This is a genomic window from Hominenteromicrobium mulieris, from assembly GCF_046197855.1.
Taxonomy (GTDB): domain Bacteria; phylum Bacillota; class Clostridia; order Oscillospirales; family Acutalibacteraceae; genus Hominenteromicrobium; species Hominenteromicrobium mulieris.
This window is the reverse complement of the sequence record NZ_CP173188.1, coordinates 140022-157262: the sequence shown is the minus strand read 5'-3', so window position 1 is coordinate 157262 and position 17241 is coordinate 140022. Positions and strand designations below refer to the sequence as shown.

Below are 17241 nucleotides of genomic sequence, written 5' to 3'. Positions count from 1 at the left end.
GAAAAGCAGGAAGGCTGTTCTTTTGAAGAACAGCCTTCCTGCTTTTCTGGGAAGATAAGACTTTTCCTTTTTGAGGATTTACAGTGATTTTTTCTCCCGCCGCCTGATTTTCCATACGATCAGTGCAACGCATCCGGCAAAAGATGCACATAGCGCGGTGCTCCACAAATTCATTTGACCGCCGTCACCGGTCTGCGGGATTGTAACCGCGCGCCAGCCGGCATACACAGTCCTATCCCCGGTCAGATAAATGTCTGAGACCTTGTTCACAAGGCTCTGTTCGCTGTACCAGCCGACAAAGGTATACCCGTGCCGAGTGGGAACATGCTTGGTCAAATCAATGTAGGTATTGTACGTTTCCCGCACGCCGGGAATAGCACTGCCGCCGCCTGTTTCAAAGCGCAGCATGTAGTAGTTGACGGGCGGATTGTTGGCTCCGGTATGCGTCCAGTGGGCGTAGACGGTGGTATTTGCAGAGAACACGGTATCCGTCGTAATCTTTGTGCCGCCGCTCTTTTCGGTGTACCAGCCGTTGAAGCTGTGCTTGCTGCGGGAAGCATCGGGCAGAGAGGTCAGCTTCTGCTTGGTGGTGGTCATGCTGCCGACAGAAGGCGTACCGTCGTTGCCGTCAAAGGTGACGGTGTACTCCGTGGGCGTAGGCGGCGCATCCTCCTCGAAGATGGCCTTGACCTCTACATCGCTGCCGGGCATAGTGAACTTGTCGTCCCTTACCGTCACGTCGCCGCTCATAACCTGCCACTCCTTAAAATGGTAGCCCGCATTTGGCGTAGCGGTCAGGGTAATATCTGTGCCGACCACGGCTTTTGCGTGAGAGGCGGAAGCCGTTCCGTTTCCGTCCGTTTTCACGGTGACGGTGTACTCCGTGGGCGTAGGCGGCGCATCCTCCTCGAAGATGGCCTTGATCTCCACGTTGCCGCTTGGCATAGTGAACTTGTCGTTCTTTACGGTCACGTCGCCGCTCATGACCTGCCACTCCTTAAAATGGTAGCCCGCGTTTGGCGTAGCAGTTAAGGTGATCTCCGTTCCGGCCGTCGCCGAGGCGGGATCCGCGCTGCCCGTGCCGTGGCCGTCGTCCCTGACGGTGACGGCGTATTCCGTCTCGGGAGCCTTGGCTATCGTGATGGAAAGCTCCTTAATATCCTCACCCAAATCGTTGACCGCCATGACGGTAAAGACCTCTGTCCCTTCCCCGGCGGGCGTGCCGCTTATCTCTCCGGTGTCCTCGTTTAGGCTAAGTCCCTCGGGCAGGACGCCGCTCACAATGCTCCATGTGATGGGCGCGGTACCCTTGGCGGTCAAGCGGTTGCTGTAAGCCTCGCCTTCCATGCCGTCGGGCAGGCTTTCCGCGACGATTGTCGGCGGCATAGGGGGGCGGTTATCGATGAGCTTCACCCGAATCGCGGCTGTTACCGCAGGCTCCGGCTGCTGAAAGATGTCTCCGTCATCTTCGCTGAGCACCGGCGTGCCGATGATGGTCTGCCAATCCACAGACTCCGCATCATAGGACGATTCATCCCATGTCACGTCGATCCAGCACCACGCGCCGTCAACGGCATTGATGCACACATCTTCCGGCAAGCCAAGCTCTGCAAAAGGCGTGCCGAACGGCTTATCGGTAATGGGGTTCGGTTCATCGGTATCCTTGATGGTGTTTTTAACGGCGTTTATTTTGATGGTAATCTCCGTCGGCTTGTGGAGACGCAGGTCGTCCGGCGTGAATACCACCGTCACATCGTGTTCGCCCGGAGTCCGGAGGTAGAACGGCGGGGCATTCTTGAAGGAGAACGTGCCGGGGGCGACGGTATCCGTACCCTTGACCTTTGCCACGCCGCCGACGAGCGTGCCGACTTCACCGTTGTAGGTTCCCACCTGAAGCTTTCGCCATGTGAATATGGTGTTGTCGGGCAACGTAAAATCGCCGTTCTTCCACCGGAATACGGGCAGCTGCGTGATCTCCGTCTCGGTCGGGTCAGGCTGCAGCTGAACCTTTCTCACGGCTCGGAGGTCGGTGCCATCGGGTATGGTGAAATACTTCTCCAATTCGGCGCGGTTGACTTCGCCGTAGATGGTCTGCTCCTCAAACGAATTGGGGTCGTAGGTCGAGCTGTCCCACGAGGTGACGACATTCATACCGAAGTCCATCCCTGTTCCCTCGGGATCTTTTTCATCGCCCACCGCATAAAAGCTGAATGAATCCGAGAGGTTCAGCTCCGCAAAGGGCGTGCCGATCTTTCTATTGTCAATGTAACTGGCGTTGGAATACATATATTTGCGGGGAATGACATTCACATCAACGGTGCATTTCGCCTTGTTATACCGCTTCAGGTTGTCGGGCGTGAAGATGATCTTCAGTTGCAGCTGCCCCGCCTGCAATAGCGTGCTCGCCGTCAATGAATGTCCGTATATTTTCTGATCTTTGTCCAGCGTGAATTTGCCGGAAACCGTTTCGCCGTTCACCGTGGCCGTTCCGCCGGAGAGATATTTATCGGCAAACACAAGGAAGCACAGGTCTCCGCCGTAGAGCTGCTTGGAATAGGTGGGCGGCTCCAGCGTGGGCGTAAAGACGCGGTCGTCAATAAGCGTTATTCTGGCGGTTGCCTTGACCGTGTTTGTCGGCTCCAGCCCATCCGTGAAGCCGCTCTTTTCAACATGCAGCGCGCCGGTAATGATCTGCTCGCCATATTTGTTCGGGTCATAGGTGGAGCCGTCCCATGTCACGGGCACGGGACTGTAACTCGCGCCGGTGTTGGTCTCAACCTTGACGCCGAAAGGGGAAAGGGGAAGCCCCAGATCCTCAAACGCCGTGCCAATGGGCTTGTCCGTGATGATCACGTCGTCCGGGACTCTTGTGATCGTGCGCTTTGTCCCCACCACGGTAAGGATACATTCCGCCGTGGTGTATGCCTCCGTATCTTTGGGGGTAAAGAGGATCACCATGCGGTTTTCGCCCGGGTGTACTCTGCCGCCTTCATAATACTTGAAGCCGAACGTGCCGGGAACAACGGTGTCCGTCCCCTCGGCCTTCGCTTCGCCGCCCATGAGCGCCTTGTCGGTGTACTCATTGCCGACATAGGCCGGAAGGCGCAGCGTGGGCGGGGTGGTGATGACCGTTTTGGCAGGCTGCAAAAGCTCTCCGTAGGCCTTATGGCAGGTTTCGCAAACAGCCTTCTCCGTGGACGTAGCCTTGCCGCCGGAGCAGTTGCCTGTTTCGGTATGGCTGCTGTCCGCGATACAGGTGCGTGTGTGCGTTCCGTTGCCGTTGGAGGTCCATTCGCCCCAGCTATGGTTGTGCACCTCCCATATGGCATAGATGGTTGTGCTCATATCATACCCATGTACTACCAGGCACTCGGTATAACCGCCGTTTCCGCCATATATCGGCTTACCGGTCCGAGAATTCGCCCAACCCATGAAGGTATATCCGTCACGGGTCGGAATTTTGTCCGATATGGGGACCCATACATGAAATTCCGAGCTAATCACGCTCTGACTTGGCGGCGCGCCGCTGCCGCCGTTGGCATCGTAATGCAGCGTATAGGTGTATTGGGTGGCAGCGGGACGGACTGCCCCGCTCCTCGTTTTTGGCATCATAGTATCGGATGCCCCTGCCGAGTTTGCGCCGCAGGCCTCGTGGTGTTCATACAGGCCGCCCGTTTCCGATGCGCGTGCGGCAACCTCTCCATCCGCCGCGAAGACCGTCGCGGGCATCATAGTCAGCACCATACACAAGGTGAGCAGAATGCTGAGTATTCGTTTCTTCATGTCGTTTTTCCCTCCTGTTCCTGCGGGTCCGGCTTGCCTGTCCCGCCCTTTTTCCGGTTTTCTCTGATCCTGAACCGCATGCACAGCGCGGTGATTGCCGCCGCAGCGGCAAAGGATACAACAGCCACCAGCACATAGCCGCCCGCATCCTCGCGCAGCAGCATCGCGCCGAACACGCCCCATGCGGCGGTCTGTCCCGGCCTGACGACCGTGCTTATCGCCTGCATCAGCACCGCGAACAGCAGCATACACGCGGCACTCAGTCCGTATATGCCGTGCTGCTGCCTTCGGCGGGTGTTTTTCCGTACCCGCTGCCGGACGAGTGCGACCCGTCTTGCGGTATCGTACATACAGTTTGACCCTCCTCTCCGGTTTGTCTGAAACTGTGGCCTAAAAACCCTTTCACTTATATAGGTACATAAAATCGGAAAAACTCTCACCCAAAACGCAAAATTTTCCAAAAAAAATTGAGAACCGCCAAAAAGCAGCTCTCAAGGAGTGAATGTTCGGTTATTTTCTCCGCGATAAGCGGAAAGCGGACAACCTTCCCGCCGCTACCAGCAGCACCGGCAGGGCGTAGGCCGCATACTGCGCCGCACCGCCGTAGGCGATGAGCAGATTGTAAACGGCGTGGAGGGTGATGGCCGCGCCCAGCAGCCCCCAGGTGCCTGCAATTTTCAGCCATGTCCGCTGCCACGCATAGGCAAGCCCGCCGCCCACGATCAGACCGCAGAGAACGTGCATGGCTCCCGTGCCGAAGCCGCGGAAGAAGATGAAGGAGAAACGGTCCGCTCCGTTCTGAATGAGATAGCACACGTTTTCAAAGGTGGCAAAGGCAAGGGCAACTGTTATTGCGGCAGCCTTGATTTTATCCCCCTCCGGCTCAAACACCAGAAGATAGAACACCAGCGGCAGCAGCTTCATCATCTCCTCCACCACCGGCGCAATCTCCGCCGTGGCGGCAAGGGCGTCCGCCTGACACACCGACGCGAGGAAAGTATTGATGTAGGCCGAAAGCAGGCACACACCCATTCCGACGATGCAGAACAGAAAAAAGCGGAGATGCCGCCTGCCCATGCACAGAGCAGCCACCAGCAGTGGGGACACCATGCACAGGAATATGTTTTCAATATAGGTCATGCGTCCACCGCCTTTCTCACAGCGGGCAACAGCCCCAATATGGTCAGCGTCAGCAGCATATCACACCAGAAGACGGGGCTTGCCGGGGAAGTATCCGGCCAGAAGCAGCCCGCCGTCCAGAGCAGATACTCCGCGAACGCAAAGCACAGCACGCCGATGTGGAAGTACCGCATATTCCGCGCCGCGCCCGTCCGGGTCTCTGCATAGACAAGCCCTCGAATGGCGCAGTAGGAAAGCCATATCATCATGCCGCACCAGATCAGGTTGGAGAGAATATCCCCGAAGGTGCAGTAGAACGCCAGCAGCGGCACGCCGAACGCAGGCGCAAGCCATGCCCTGCGACAGCGGAAGCTGTGCTCATCTGCGCCTGCCAGCGTGGCCTGCAATATCCGCAGAAAAATCACACTGGCCACCCAGCCGAACTCCGACACATAAAACACCTTCGGCGTGGTATCGAACAGCAGCAGATACAGCGTCCAGTAGAGCGCGCCGAGGGCAAAGCAGCCGTAGAAGCACAGCAGCAGAAAATACGCCTGCCTGCGGCTTTTCCGGTAGGATATGCCCGAAAGCAGCGCGCCGACGAACGTGACCAGCAGCTGCAGCAGGTTCTCAATCAGCTCCATGCCGTTCCTCGCTTTCCTTATCCTGTGTGTCGTCCCGATTCATTTGCCGCAGCCGGAAGCACAAAACAGTCACGCACACGCCCAGAAGAAACGCCAGAAGCCCGATGACGATGTATCCCAAGGCCGCGCCGCCGTGAAAGATGCTTGCCGCCGTTTCAAAGCCCGCATAGCCGCCGGTTTGAATTTTTACGGCAATATCAGGCATGACGAAAGACACACCCACAATCAGCGCAAGGCACGCCGCCACAGCGGAAGCCGCGGTAATCGTATTGCGCCGCAGCCGTTTCTCCCGCTCCATCTTGGCGATGCGCCGCTTTGTCTCCGCGACGCGCTCTTCATGACTCCGCATTTGTAATCCCCTCCCGTTCCAGAAGCCTTCGCAGGCTTTCCTTTCCGCGATACACCATGTTGGTAATCTGCTTTACCGTTTTTCCCGTAACCTCCGCCGCCTGTGCGTAACTCATACCCTCAAAATAGGTCAGATATAGAACCTCCCGGTAATCCGGGTTCATTTCACCCATGCAGAAGTGCAGAATGCGGTTTCGTTCTTCCGTTCGGATAACCTCCTCCACAAGCAGCTGCCCGTCCGATTCATCGGTCAGCTCGTCCAAACGGAACAGACACTTCCGCTTGCTCTTATGGCGCAGCGCCATATTCCGCGCCGTCTTATACAGATATGCCTTAAAGCCACCGTCCCGGATGCGAGGCTTTTTCGTGAACAGATAGGCGAAAACATCCAGCATCAAATCCTCTGCTTCGTGGACATCGTGCAGATACCCGTCGATATACAGGGTTAGCGGATTGCCGTATTTTTTCATCAGGGCCTCCAGCCCCGCATCGTCGCCGTTCAAATATCGGTGGTAAAAAGTCTCGTCGCAGGTCATAGCGTTCACTTCCTTTTTGCGGGTGCTCCAAATGCAGAGGGGTATCCGCCAGGCGCTTGCCCTGCCGGAATTTCGGTGCCGTTCCTGAAAGCGCGGGTCGGACGCTTTTCCGCGTTCTCTTGGTCAAATTATATCACAGGATACACACGGATAGCAACCGGAACCGCAGATCATGCCAATAGCATGTGCAGCCTGCCCAAGGTGCTTTTAGGTGAGGTCACACTTCGTCCTTTCTCCTCTGCTCCAAAAGCCAGGCTGTCATGTCCCGCAAAGTATCCTTCACCGGGCGCGGATGATATGCAAAGCATTCCGATGCTGCGGCATGGCTGAATTGTCCGTTTGAGGCAAGGACGGCAACGGAATAAGGTGTGAAAAACAGCGGCTTTCGCTTCTTCAGGCTTCGATGTTCATAGTATGGAGCCGCCAGCTTTGCAAGCCCCAGTGGCAGGCAGATGGGGCGATACTTCTGCTTTGCGATCTTTCCCACAAGCTGAAGCATCTTGCGAATGGTAACATAGTGGCCGGACAAAATGTATCCCTTACCGGGTTCTCCGTTCTCGGAACAGTCGAGAATGCCTTTTGCCACATCCCGTACATCCACGAAGTCATATCCGCCGCGAACGGCAAAGGGCAGCTTTCCGCGAAGAAAAGATTTCGCCATTGAGGTGAAGCTCCCTCCCTGTATGTCGCCCGGCCCGATGATGCCGGAGGGAAAGACAATGCTGGCATTCAGCCCGCGCTCCGCCGCATCGAAAACCAGCTCTGTTGCAGTTGCCTTGCTTTTGGCGTAATCTCCGTCCACAAGCCCCGGAGAGAATTCGCAATCTTCCGTAATGATGCAATCCTTTGACTTTTCCGGTATGGCATGGACGGAGCTGACATAGACCATTTTGCCCACATTATGCTTCATACATTGCCGGAGAACCCTCCATGTCCCGCCTACATTGACCTGATAGAGCTTCGAACCGGGTCTGGACGCGACAGAGACGATACCGGCGCAGTGAATCACACAGGTACGGCTGTCGGCATCCGCAAAGAAGTCTGTCAACGAGCTTTCCACACACACATCACCGATGACGGTATGGACTTCTTTGGGGAGCAAATGGATATAGGGGTCATCACGCAGCACAAGCGCATGCACTTGCGCTCTGCGGCGTACCAGCTCCTCCGCAACAGCCCTACCGAGGAAGCCGGTAGCGCCTGTAACAAGATATTGATCAAACATGCAAAAAGCCTCCTCTCAAATAAGCATACAAGTGTTGATTATCTTTCACAAGTACAGTATACTTGAGAGGAAAGACGGAAACAATCAGCACTTGCCATACGACTGAAAGAAAAGCAACATTGTCTGTTGAAGTGTTGCTTTTCTTTGTAAACTTTTTTGGGGAGGGGCTCTATATGGAGAAAATGGACGCAAGGAAACGCTATACGCAAATGGTGCTCAAGCAGTCTTTTCTGAAGCTGCTGAAGGAAAAACCCGTAAACAGAATTACGGTGAAGGAGGTTTGTGCGCTGGCGCAGCTTAACCGCGCCACCTTCTATGCCCATTACAGCGATTGCTTTGCCCTGATGGAGAGCATTGAGAATGAACTCATCGATGCCTTTGAGAAATCCCTTCGCTATGTCAATTTGTTTGATGTGACGGCACTGATCGAAGCCATTTACGATATGGTCGATCAGAATCAGGCCGCCTGCCGGGTTTTGATTCTGGGGAATACAAGCGCAACGGTCCTCATGCGGATGATTGCTTTAGCCAAGGAGGAAAGCATTGCTTACTGGCGGAAAGAGCTGCCCTATGCCGACGAAACAGATCTTGAGATGATGTATACCCATCTGTCAAACGGTTTGATGCATGTCGTTGTGGAGGGCTATGACAAGTACAGCAAAGAGGAAATGATCCATTTTGTCAACCGCGTTGTAAAAGCCAGTCTTTTGCTGTTTCAATCACCCCAAAGTCCTCTTGCTTAACACAGCCTTTATGCCCGAACGGCATAATAGGCTTACAAAACGGTCGATGGTCAAGCCTCTCCGGCGTGCACGTCCGCCTCGTCTACTTGAACGGTGACGGCAGCGAAATTTACACCCACGACTTTGAATGATTATTTGTGTAATTTATAAATAAATTTTAAAGCGCCGTCCGCGAACCGCTTTCGGTTCGCAGACGGCGTGCTTTATTTGACAAGATTCGACATTTTTAAGTGAAATATTTCGCGCTGCAAAATGTGAAATTTGATGCTACGCATCAATTGAAATGAAATAAATCCCTACGCGCTGCAGCGCGGTTCACACACCACAGGTATTTCACGTTGCGCAGCAACATTTCACTGCCCGAAGGGCAATTTCACAAATCCCGAAGGGATTTATTTCGTTGAAAAAAGAGCCTTGTCTTTTTGACAAGGCTCTTTTTTCTGGTGACCCGGACGAGAATCGAACTCGTGTTACCGCCGTGAAAGGGCGGTGTCTTAACCGCTTGACCACCGGGCCAGATGGTAGCGGCAAATGGATTCGAACCATCGACACTTCGGGTATGAACCGAATGCTCTAGCCAACTGAGCTATGCCGCCATATCTGCTCTATAATGTAGCGTAGTTTATTATAATACACATTTTTTCTTTTGTCAAGTGCTTTTTCACTGGAAAATTCTATATTTCTGTGTTATACTGTTCTCAAATTGCGCGATAAGACGTAAGGAAAGCGTGAGAAGGGAGAAAGCGCCGTGAAAATTCTGCTGAAAAAGCACTTCGGCTGGTTTTATGAAAAACTGAATAACGACGCCATCGACTCCTACGCGGCGCAGGTTTCGTTCTGGATCCTCATTTCGTTCATTCCGTTCCTCATGCTGGTCTTAGCCCTTTTGCAGGTCATCCGGTTTGAAGACACCTCGCTTCTCGTGGCATTCGTTCAAATGCTTCCGCCGCCGGTGGAAGAAGTTGTCAGTTACTTATTTCAAGAGGTGCACGCGCCGCAGACGCTCATTTCCATGACGGCTATCACCTGCGTTTGGTCCGCTTCCACGGCTATGGTGGCGCTAATCAAGGGGCTTTACTCCGTTTTTGACGTTTCCAAAAACCACAACTATATTTTTATGCGTATTTTAGCCATTTTATACACGGTCGTGTTCGTCATGACGCTGCTTGTCAGCATGGGCCTGATGGTCTTCGGCGACATGCTGTATGAATGGCTCATCACGGTGATGCCGCCGGCGTTCCCGACGCTCATCAACCGCTTTAAGCCCATCATGTCCTATGTCCTGCTGCTGTTCTTCTTCTGGTTGATGTTCATTGCCATTCCGCGCAAGCAGGTATCCCTGCGCAACGCGTTTTTCGGCGCAGCGCTGGCTTCTGCCGGGTGGGTCTTATTCTCGTTTATCTTCTCCGTTTTCGTGGAGAACTTTGCAAACTACGCCACCATCTACGGCAGCCTTGCCGCTTTGGTCATTTTAATGGTATGGCTGTATGCCTGCATGTTTATTTTGCTCATCGGTGGCGAGATCGCCATGTGGCTGCAGCACAGCGGCATCAACCGCGATGTTTCCGACCTGAAAACAGAACGTCGCCGCCGCAAACTCATCTCAGAGAAAGGAAACGATGCAAATGGCAAAACCACAGACAAGAAGTGAAACCGCCCTGCAAAGCGCCGTGATGCGCTTTGGCGATGACGCGTTCCGCATCTGTTATATGCACACAAAAAGCGGCAAAGAGACGCTTACGCTGCTTTCCGATGTATTTATGCAGTACTTTTTAGACACGCAAACCTTTAAAAGCGAAGGCGAGGAGCGCCTTTGGGTGCTGCGCACAGCGCACAAGACATGCATGGACTATTATGCACAGAAAATTCGAAAAAAGCTGACGGACGAGCAGATTGCACAGCGCTCAAAAGACATGCCGTTTGAAACGCCGAAAGAGCTCTGCGACATTTTACGCCTGCATTACACGTTGCTGACGGCGGTGGCGCTGCACTACGGTGCAGGTGACAACACGCGCTTTATCGGCCGCGTGACCGGAAAATCCGCTTCTGCCGTGCAAAATCAGCTGGAAAAAACCAAAAAAGCCGCGAACATGAGCGAGGACGACCTGCGCGAATGGGTAGAAACCCTGGAAACGCCGGACGATCTTCTGCACCGCGTGTATTATTCTGTTTTGAATGAATCGAAAGACCCGCATTTTACTGCGAACAGCCGCGCAAAGCGTCTGAAGCGCAATGTAGACCGCGCCATGCCGTTTGCGGCCGTAGGTGTCATCGTAATCTGTTTATTGTGCGTTGTCGCCGTACGCGCGGGGTGGTTCGGCACGAAATACGTGCGCACGCCGGACGTGATTTTAGAGAGCGACACGCCGGTTTCGTCCGCCGCGGAAAGCGAAGTGAGCCACGTGACGCTGACTCCGGAGCCGTCCGCTTCCGAAGACACGCGCGAAGCCGTGAACATGTCGCTTTCGATTTTTGTGCCGAGCGACAGCGGCCTTGACCAGTACAGCTACAAGAGCCTGCCCGCAGACGGTGCGGTGCTCGTGCAGAAAATGGCAGAAAAGGGCGCATTTCCGGAGGATGTGACGCTGGACGCGCTCGACTACGTTAAAGACGGTGAGGTTGTCTCCACGATGAAGAGCGGCGAAATGCTGGAGGTGCGTTTGCAGTTTTCCGGCGCTTTGCAGGAATATTTAGACTCCGCCAGCTCCACGTCTTCTCTGGAAGCCATTGCAAAGACGTTCCGTGCATTTTATGAAGCTGCGGGCATGACGCTTTCTAACCTTGAGGTGTATTCGGACGGCAAGCCCGTCACCGTGGGCGATATGCAGATCAACTGCACATCGCTGATGTACGGCGAACTTCCCGTTTCCGCCGTTTTGGACGGCGACACAAACGAACCTACGGAGGGTTGATTTTGATGAAAATACTCGTGATTGACGGTCAGGGCGGCAAAATGGGCGCAGCACTGACTGACCAAATTAAAAAGAACATGCCGGACGTGGAAGTCGTTGCCGTGGGCACGAACAGCCTTGCCACAAGCGCCATGCTGCGCGCCGGTGCGGACGCTGCCGCCACAGGCGAAAACCCCGTTGTGGTAAACTGCACGTGGGCAGACGTCATCGTGGGACCCATCGGCATTATCTTAGCAAACGCGCTTTGGGGCGAGATCACGCCGAAAATGGCGGCAGCCGTTTCCGAATGCGTTGCTAAGAAAATCCTGATTCCCGTTAACCGCTGCTCCGTAAGCGTAGTGGGCGTACAGGACAAGACGCTCTCGGAATACGTGCGGGATGCGGTCGCCATGCTGAAAAACATGCAGTGAGGAATATTGCGGCGACCGTGATGTTCTATGAAGTTGTGCGGCAAAGAAACGCCTTCCGCACATAACCTCGCCCGATTAGAACGCAAATATGCGTTCTTTAAAATATACAGGGGAAAAAATTTGGGAGGAAAACGTATGAAAGAAAGAGAAAAATTCGGTTCTCGGTTGGGATTTATTTTAGTTTCGGCCGGGTGCGCCATCGGTATCGGCAATGTGTGGAAATTCCCGTACATTACCGGCATATACGGCGGCGCGGCATTCATCCTGATGTATCTTGTGTTCCTTGTGGCGCTGGGTCTGCCCATTATGGTGTGCGAATTCACCGTGGGCCGCGGCAGCCGCATGGGCATGGGCAAGGCGCTCGATACACTGGAACCGAAGGGCACGAAATGGCATCGCATGAAGTGGATCAGCATTCTCGGCAGCTTTTTGCTGATGATGTTCTACACCATGGTGGGCGGCTGGATGCTGAAATACGCATTTATGGAGGCAACCGGTACGTTTGTCGGCTTGGACGGCAAGGCGGTAGAGGGCGTGTTCGGCGATATGCTGACAAATCCGGGCACGCTGACGTTCTGGGCGATTGTCGCCATTGTTATTTCGTTCGGTGCATGCGGCTTTGGCCTGGAAAAGGGCATTGAGAAAGTGACGAAAGTCATGATGATTGCCCTGCTGCTTTTGATGATTGCGCTGGCTGTGAACTCCGCATTTTTGCCGAATGCCGCGGCAGGCATCAAGTTCTACCTTGTGCCGGACTTCGGTGAAGTGGCAAAGAAAGGCTTCGGCAACGCGGTGTTTGCGGCGATGTCGCAGGCGTTCTTCACGCTTTCCATCGGCATCGGCTCCATGGAGATCTTCGGCAGCTATCTGGACCGCAAAAAGCGCATTACGGGCGAAGCGGTGAACATCGTGCTGCTGGACACGTTTGTTGCGCTGATGGCGGGTTTCATCATTATCCCGGTGTGCTTTGCCTACGGGGTGGAGCCGGGCTCGGGTCCGTCGCTGCTGTTCATCACGCTGCCGACGCTCTTCAATAACATGGCGGGCGGCAGAATTTGGGGCACGCTGTTCTTCATCTTCATGTCGTTTGCGGCGCTTTCGACCATCATTGCGGTGTTCGAGGAGATTCTCGCATTCTTCATGGATATCGGCGGTTGGAGCCGCAAAAAGGCTGTGGGCGTGAACTTTGTGCTGATCACGGTGCTTTCCCTGCCGGCGATTCTCGGCTTTAATGTGCTTTCCGGCATTCAGCCGCTGGGTGAGGGCAGCAACATTATGGATATGGAAGACTTCCTTGTTTCTTCCAATCTGCTGCCGCTGGGCAGCCTTGTGTTCGTACTGTTCTGCGTGCGCAAAAACGGTTGGGGCTTTGAGAATTTCCTCAAGGAAGCGAACAAAGGCGAGGGCATTAAGTTCCCGCACTGGATCCGCCTTTACATGCAGTACATTCTGCCTCTGATTGTGGTCATCATTTACCTGAAAGGCTACTACGATATGTTCAGCGGCAAGAGCACGGCAGTGTTTGTGAGCTGGATGTGCTTTGCGGTGCTGCTGCTTTTCGTCATCTTCGGCGTTTCGATTTTTACGGGACGGAAGAAGACGGAAAGAACAAAGTGACCGTCAACGTGGGTTAAAAGTTTTGCTCAAACTTTTTCAAAAGCTTGTCCGTTTCCAAAGGTGAAACCTTTGGTCGTCGTCCGCAGACGACGAAACTCTTTTGCCTACCAAAAATCAGGAGAGGAGTTTCAAATGTCCGGTGGACATTTGAAATCGGGGAACCCTATTAAAAAGGGGGATCCGAAAAAGCGATAGCTTTTTAGAAAATTAAAAGACCGCTGTATGATTTGCATTACGCACATACAGCGGTCTTTTTTCATTTCCCCTCCAGCACAGTGCATTTACCGCACCTTGCGCAGCCGTTGCAGATCATGCGGCTGCCGCATTTTTCGCACTGGGGGCCGAAGTATTTTTCGTATTTTCGCCCGGCGTCGAACAGGCCGTAATCGTCTTCGAGCTTGAATTTCATCGGCTTGCCCTGATACGATATGCCGGATTTATACGCCATTTCGCTTTGCACGCGCTTATTCGGCAGGAAGTACCGCCGACCGTCCTTGATGAAGTTTGTGCCCGTCTCGATAAAGCAGAACGTGACGTTTTGGTTTGCGCACTGCCTGTGCAGCGAGCGCACCCAGTCGTAATCGCATGGACGCGCGCCGTCGTAGTTTTCGCCGCCGCAGATAACCTGCTCAATCTGCCCCATCGCGAGGTATTTTTCAATCTCTATGGGGCCGAGCAAGGGCGCTGTCATGATGCCCTTGTGCTTAAACGGCAGGCTGTGCAGAATGGGGATGCGCTCGTCCGCGCGGCGCTGATTTTCGCATGTGACATTGAAAAAGATGTGCTCCCAACCGTCGCCCCAGTTATACGGCAAACATTTTTCTACGCGCTCCGGGCGCTTTGTGAGCAGGAAAAACGAGATGTCCCGCCGCTGATCCATGATCTCCCACGCTTCACGCCGCCACGGATCAGCCTGCTCCAAAAAGAAATCGGACGTCATGCACACGCGCAGCTGCTCGCCGCTTTTTACTTTGTAGTTGCCTGCGCGGTCGCGGCTCAAGGGATAGTGAAAGCCCGTTTTTGTGCGGTAAATTTCCGCGCCGTTATGCCCGCGCTGACTGTCGAGAAAATACATATAGCAGTGTGCGCAGCCCTCGCTGCACTTCACGCACCCGTGCCACGGGTTCCAAATATCGTGCATACCGTACCTCCTTATCGCAGGGTAAGAAGACGAAAGACCTGCTCTGCGCTTTCGGCGAGGTTTTCCGCCGCGGTTTCGGGGCGCATGGCTTCGTCTAATGTCGTCACGCCGCGCACGGCGGGGAAAAACGCCGTGATGCCGGCTTTGTTGCACGCTTCCGCACCCTTTTCAATACCGCCCGCAAACGCGATGACGGGCTTGCGATACTTCTTAGCAAGCTTCGCCACGCCCACGGGCGCTTTGCCCATGGCGGTTTGGGCGTCCAGTCTGCCCTCACCCGTCACGACGAAATCGGCATTTTTGATTTTTTCCTCTAAGCGCGTTTCCTCCATGACGATCTCAATGCCGGGCATGAGCTCTGCGTGCAGGAACACGCCGAGTGCGAAGCCGAGGCCGCCCGCCGCGCCTGCGCCGGGGGTATCAAGGTCACTTTCGGGGTACAGATTTTTCGTCAATGCGGCGTAATTTCGCATATAGCCGTCCATTTCGCGAATCATTTCGGGCGTAGCACCCTTTTGCGGCCCAAAGACGGCACTGCACCCGTTTTCGCCGCACAGCGGGTTTGTGACGTCGCACGCCGCGCGGATGACGCAGTTTTTGAGCGCAGGCAGGGCATTTTTGTTCTCGATTTTCGCGAGTACGCGCAGCCCCTCTGCGCCGAACGGGACGGGGTTGCCGTCTTTATCCAAAAGATTGAACCCGAGGGCTTGCAGCATGCCTGCGCCGCCGTCATTCGTTGCGCTGCCGCCGATGCCGAGGATAAACCGCTTGCAGCCGCGATTTATTGCATCGCGCAGCATTTCGCCCACGCCGTAGGTGGTGGTTTTCATGGGGTTCCGCTTATCTTGGGGTACGAGCGGCAGGCCCGCTGCCTGTGCCATTTCCAATATGGCGAGGTCGCCTTTGACGCCGTATTCCGCCGTGACCTTCTCGCCGAGCGGACCCGTGACCCGCACGCGCACCGTTTCGCCGTGCAGGCCCTCTGTGAGCGCTGCAGACGTGCCTTCGCCGCCGTCCGCCACAGGGCACACCACGCACTCGATTGTGCCGTCTGCGCGGCGTACGCCCTCCGCCACGGCCTTGCCTGCCTCTATGGAAGACAAACTGCCTTTAAACGAATCCATCGCAATCACAACGCGCACTCAAACGCCCCCTAAGAATTTCTTTTCACCATAATAGCACATTTGTTCCCTGCTTTCAAGGCAAATTTTTAGCTTCAATCAATTTTGTTTATATTGATTTTTGGAATATTTAAATAAAAGTTTTTTACTTTATTTAAAATCATTGACAAAAGTTTTCTTTTATGGTATAAAATACACAGAATAAATAAATTCCTAATTTTGCAAAAGGAGGCTTTTTCGTGACTTGGAGTAAATTGAAATGGACTGCTTTATTTTCAATGATTTTAGGGCATATTTACGCGGCTGTACCTGTTCAAACTATACTCTTGACTTATTTCAAAATAGAACCTGATGTTTCTTACCCCGTTGTCACTGCGCTGCAATGTATCGGTAGTATTGCTTTTCCTATTTATGCTTTCGGTATAGCGCAAGGCTGTATACATACGGATAATGCACTTTTTTATTGTCTCCGCCTTTTAGTATTTGCTATCATTGCCGAAGTTCCTTATAATCTCACATTGCGATATGGTTTTGTAAAATTCGCCTTCAACAATATTCTTTTTACTCTATTACTCGGTGCTGTCTGTTGCTTACTCTATGATTTTATTAAAAAGCAAATTTTTTCATGGGCAGCTTGGATTCCCGTTCTACTCCTTGTATTTTTAGCAGAAATTCTAAACGTTGAGGGTGGAGGTTTTGCTGTTATTTGCATTATCATCCCTTATGTTCTTTACCGGCGTCACAACAAAACGGCTTCCGTTATTTCTTTAGGTATCCTTATTGTTATATACTATGCTTTTATCAAACAATTTACAGGTTCTTTAGACGCTCCGTTCCAATGGCTAAATCCTCGCTATGACACCTCATCTTTCTTCCTTGAATGTGCATGTGCACTAATTGGTATTCTGTTGCTCATAAGTTACAACGAAAAAAAAGGAAAAGCTTACTGCCAATGGTTTCATTATATCGCCTACCCGGCACACTTGTTATTGCTCTATATACTCAACACCTGCATAATTAAAATTTAATTTTGTCTTTTCTAAGATAGGAGTGATTCCAATGCACAATCCATCTCACCACATGAATCGTACATCGAATATCACAAAATCTCATTTGGAGGTAAAGTTATGAAGAAGAATTTTAAAATTAAAATGACATCCCTGTTCTTAGCGATCATCTTTGTTATTGCACTGCCGATTTCCATTTCTGCACAAACGGTTGACATTCCTTCTCCAAACTCGGAAGTTCAGCCTCAATCTTTTACTCGAGAATACACAACATATCTAACTTCTTCAACGCGCCAAGTTATGAGTGACGGCAATTGGTTTGGCGAGGAACTTGTCATTGTTCGTTTTACTTCTTCTGAAGGGCCAACCTCAATATCTGTATACGCCCTTGATAGTGCTGGCAACAAAATTGGTCCGCGCACAATAAGTTTGGGTGGTGCCGCTTCGTTTGTTTTGAAAAACGTTTCGGGATCATTTGAAATTTATGCCAGTTCAAACGCTGGAAAGAACGGAAATGTTAAGTTAACTGTTGTTCTTTCTACATACGCTTAAATTAAGCAAATTCACTTCATCAGACGTTTAAAAAGGGAGTAAAGTTGACATTCGTCAACTTTACTCCCTTTTTTCGAAAAAAC

The 17241-nt window shown here is 52.9% G+C and carries 16 protein-coding genes and 2 tRNA genes; 7 read left to right on the top strand and 11 right to left on the bottom strand.

Going from position 1 to position 17241, the window contains the following annotated elements:
- Positions 1-78 precede the first annotated feature (78 nt).
- From ACI0CA_RS00730 to ACI0CA_RS00700, 7 genes are all read right to left on the bottom strand, one after another.
- Complete coding sequence (locus ACI0CA_RS00730) at positions 79-3783, bottom strand: InlB B-repeat-containing protein (RefSeq protein ID WP_446806628.1); 3705 nt, start codon at positions 3781-3783, stop codon at positions 79-81.
- Complete coding sequence (locus ACI0CA_RS00725) at positions 3780-4133, bottom strand: glycosyltransferase (RefSeq protein WP_308449971.1); 354 nt, start codon at positions 4131-4133, stop codon at positions 3780-3782. Before ACI0CA_RS00725 ends, ACI0CA_RS00730 begins: the two co-directional genes overlap by 4 nt.
- Positions 4134-4293: 160 nt before the next feature.
- Entirely contained in the window at positions 4294-4923 is a 630-nt protein-coding gene (locus ACI0CA_RS00720; RefSeq protein WP_446806629.1) for a PrsW family glutamic-type intramembrane protease, read from the bottom strand.
- Complete coding sequence (locus ACI0CA_RS00715; protein ID WP_446806630.1) at positions 4920-5546, bottom strand: histidine kinase; 627 nt, start codon at positions 5544-5546, stop codon at positions 4920-4922. The genes ACI0CA_RS00720 and ACI0CA_RS00715 overlap by 4 nt, the downstream gene beginning before the upstream one ends.
- Entirely contained in the window at positions 5533-5895 is a 363-nt protein-coding gene (locus tag ACI0CA_RS00710) for a DUF4179 domain-containing protein (RefSeq protein WP_412605148.1), read from the bottom strand. Before ACI0CA_RS00710 ends, ACI0CA_RS00715 begins: the two co-directional genes overlap by 14 nt.
- Positions 5882-6430 carry an RNA polymerase sigma factor gene (locus ACI0CA_RS00705; protein ID WP_316522605.1) on the bottom strand — a complete coding sequence of 183 codons (549 nt, stop codon included), beginning with the start codon at positions 6428-6430 and terminating at the stop codon, positions 5882-5884. The genes ACI0CA_RS00710 and ACI0CA_RS00705 overlap by 14 nt, the downstream gene beginning before the upstream one ends.
- Positions 6431-6647: 217 nt before the next feature.
- Positions 6648-7655: an NAD-dependent epimerase/dehydratase family protein gene (locus tag ACI0CA_RS00700; protein WP_446806631.1), complete on the bottom strand. Its 1008-nt coding sequence runs from the start codon at positions 7653-7655 to the stop codon at positions 6648-6650.
- A gap of 173 nt (positions 7656-7828) precedes the next feature.
- Here ACI0CA_RS00700 and ACI0CA_RS00695 point away from each other — a divergent pair, with 173 nt between their 5' ends.
- Complete coding sequence (locus ACI0CA_RS00695) at positions 7829-8398, top strand: TetR/AcrR family transcriptional regulator (RefSeq protein WP_446806632.1); 570 nt, start codon at positions 7829-7831, stop codon at positions 8396-8398.
- A 441-nt stretch (positions 8399-8839) separates the two neighbouring features.
- Here ACI0CA_RS00695 and ACI0CA_RS00690 read toward each other — a convergent pair.
- Together ACI0CA_RS00690 and ACI0CA_RS00685 are read right to left on the bottom strand one after the other, a co-directional pair.
- Positions 8840-8914, bottom strand: a tRNA-Glu gene (locus tag ACI0CA_RS00690).
- 3 nt (positions 8915-8917) lie between these two features.
- Positions 8918-8994 (bottom strand) — tRNA-Met (locus ACI0CA_RS00685).
- A gap of 152 nt (positions 8995-9146) precedes the next feature.
- On the opposite strand from ACI0CA_RS00685, the gene ACI0CA_RS00680 reads away from it, so the two are divergent.
- The 4 genes from ACI0CA_RS00680 (at position 9147) to ACI0CA_RS00665 (ending at position 13337) form a co-directional block, all read left to right on the top strand.
- A complete protein-coding gene (locus ACI0CA_RS00680) occupies positions 9147-10049 on the top strand; it encodes a YihY/virulence factor BrkB family protein (RefSeq protein WP_395507452.1) in 903 nt (300 codons plus the stop codon).
- A complete protein-coding gene (locus tag ACI0CA_RS00675) occupies positions 10024-11310 on the top strand; it encodes a hypothetical protein (RefSeq protein ID WP_446806633.1) in 1287 nt (428 codons plus the stop codon). Before ACI0CA_RS00680 ends, ACI0CA_RS00675 begins: the two co-directional genes overlap by 26 nt.
- Positions 11311-11315: 5 nt before the next feature.
- On the top strand, positions 11316-11720 hold the full coding sequence (locus tag ACI0CA_RS00670) for a DUF3842 family protein (protein ID WP_395507453.1): 405 nt from the start codon (positions 11316-11318) through the stop codon (positions 11718-11720).
- Positions 11721-11855: 135 nt separating this feature from the next.
- A complete protein-coding gene (locus tag ACI0CA_RS00665) occupies positions 11856-13337 on the top strand; it encodes a sodium-dependent transporter (RefSeq protein WP_395507454.1) in 1482 nt (493 codons plus the stop codon).
- Positions 13338-13593: 256 nt separating this feature from the next.
- On the opposite strand, the gene ACI0CA_RS00660 is transcribed toward ACI0CA_RS00665, so the two are convergent.
- Positions 13594-14478, bottom strand: a complete 885-nt coding sequence (locus tag ACI0CA_RS00660) for a DUF5131 family protein (RefSeq protein WP_395590889.1) — start codon at positions 14476-14478, stop codon at positions 13594-13596.
- Positions 14479-14489: 11 nt separating this feature from the next.
- The gene (locus tag ACI0CA_RS00655; protein WP_446806634.1) at positions 14490-15620 is read right to left on the bottom strand and encodes a glycerate kinase; all 1131 of its coding nucleotides are present in this window, start codon (positions 15618-15620) and stop codon (positions 14490-14492) included.
- Positions 15621-15838: 218 nt separating this feature from the next.
- Here ACI0CA_RS00655 and ACI0CA_RS00650 point away from each other — a divergent pair, with 218 nt between their 5' ends.
- Both ACI0CA_RS00650 and ACI0CA_RS00645 read left to right on the top strand, forming a co-directional pair.
- Positions 15839-16627 (top strand): TraX family protein, encoded by a 789-nt coding sequence (locus ACI0CA_RS00650; protein WP_316522642.1) that lies wholly within the window; start codon positions 15839-15841, stop codon positions 16625-16627.
- 99 nt (positions 16628-16726) lie between these two features.
- Positions 16727-17158: a hypothetical protein gene (locus ACI0CA_RS00645; protein WP_316522646.1), complete on the top strand. Its 432-nt coding sequence runs from the start codon at positions 16727-16729 to the stop codon at positions 17156-17158.
- Positions 17159-17241: the final 83 nt, after the last annotated feature.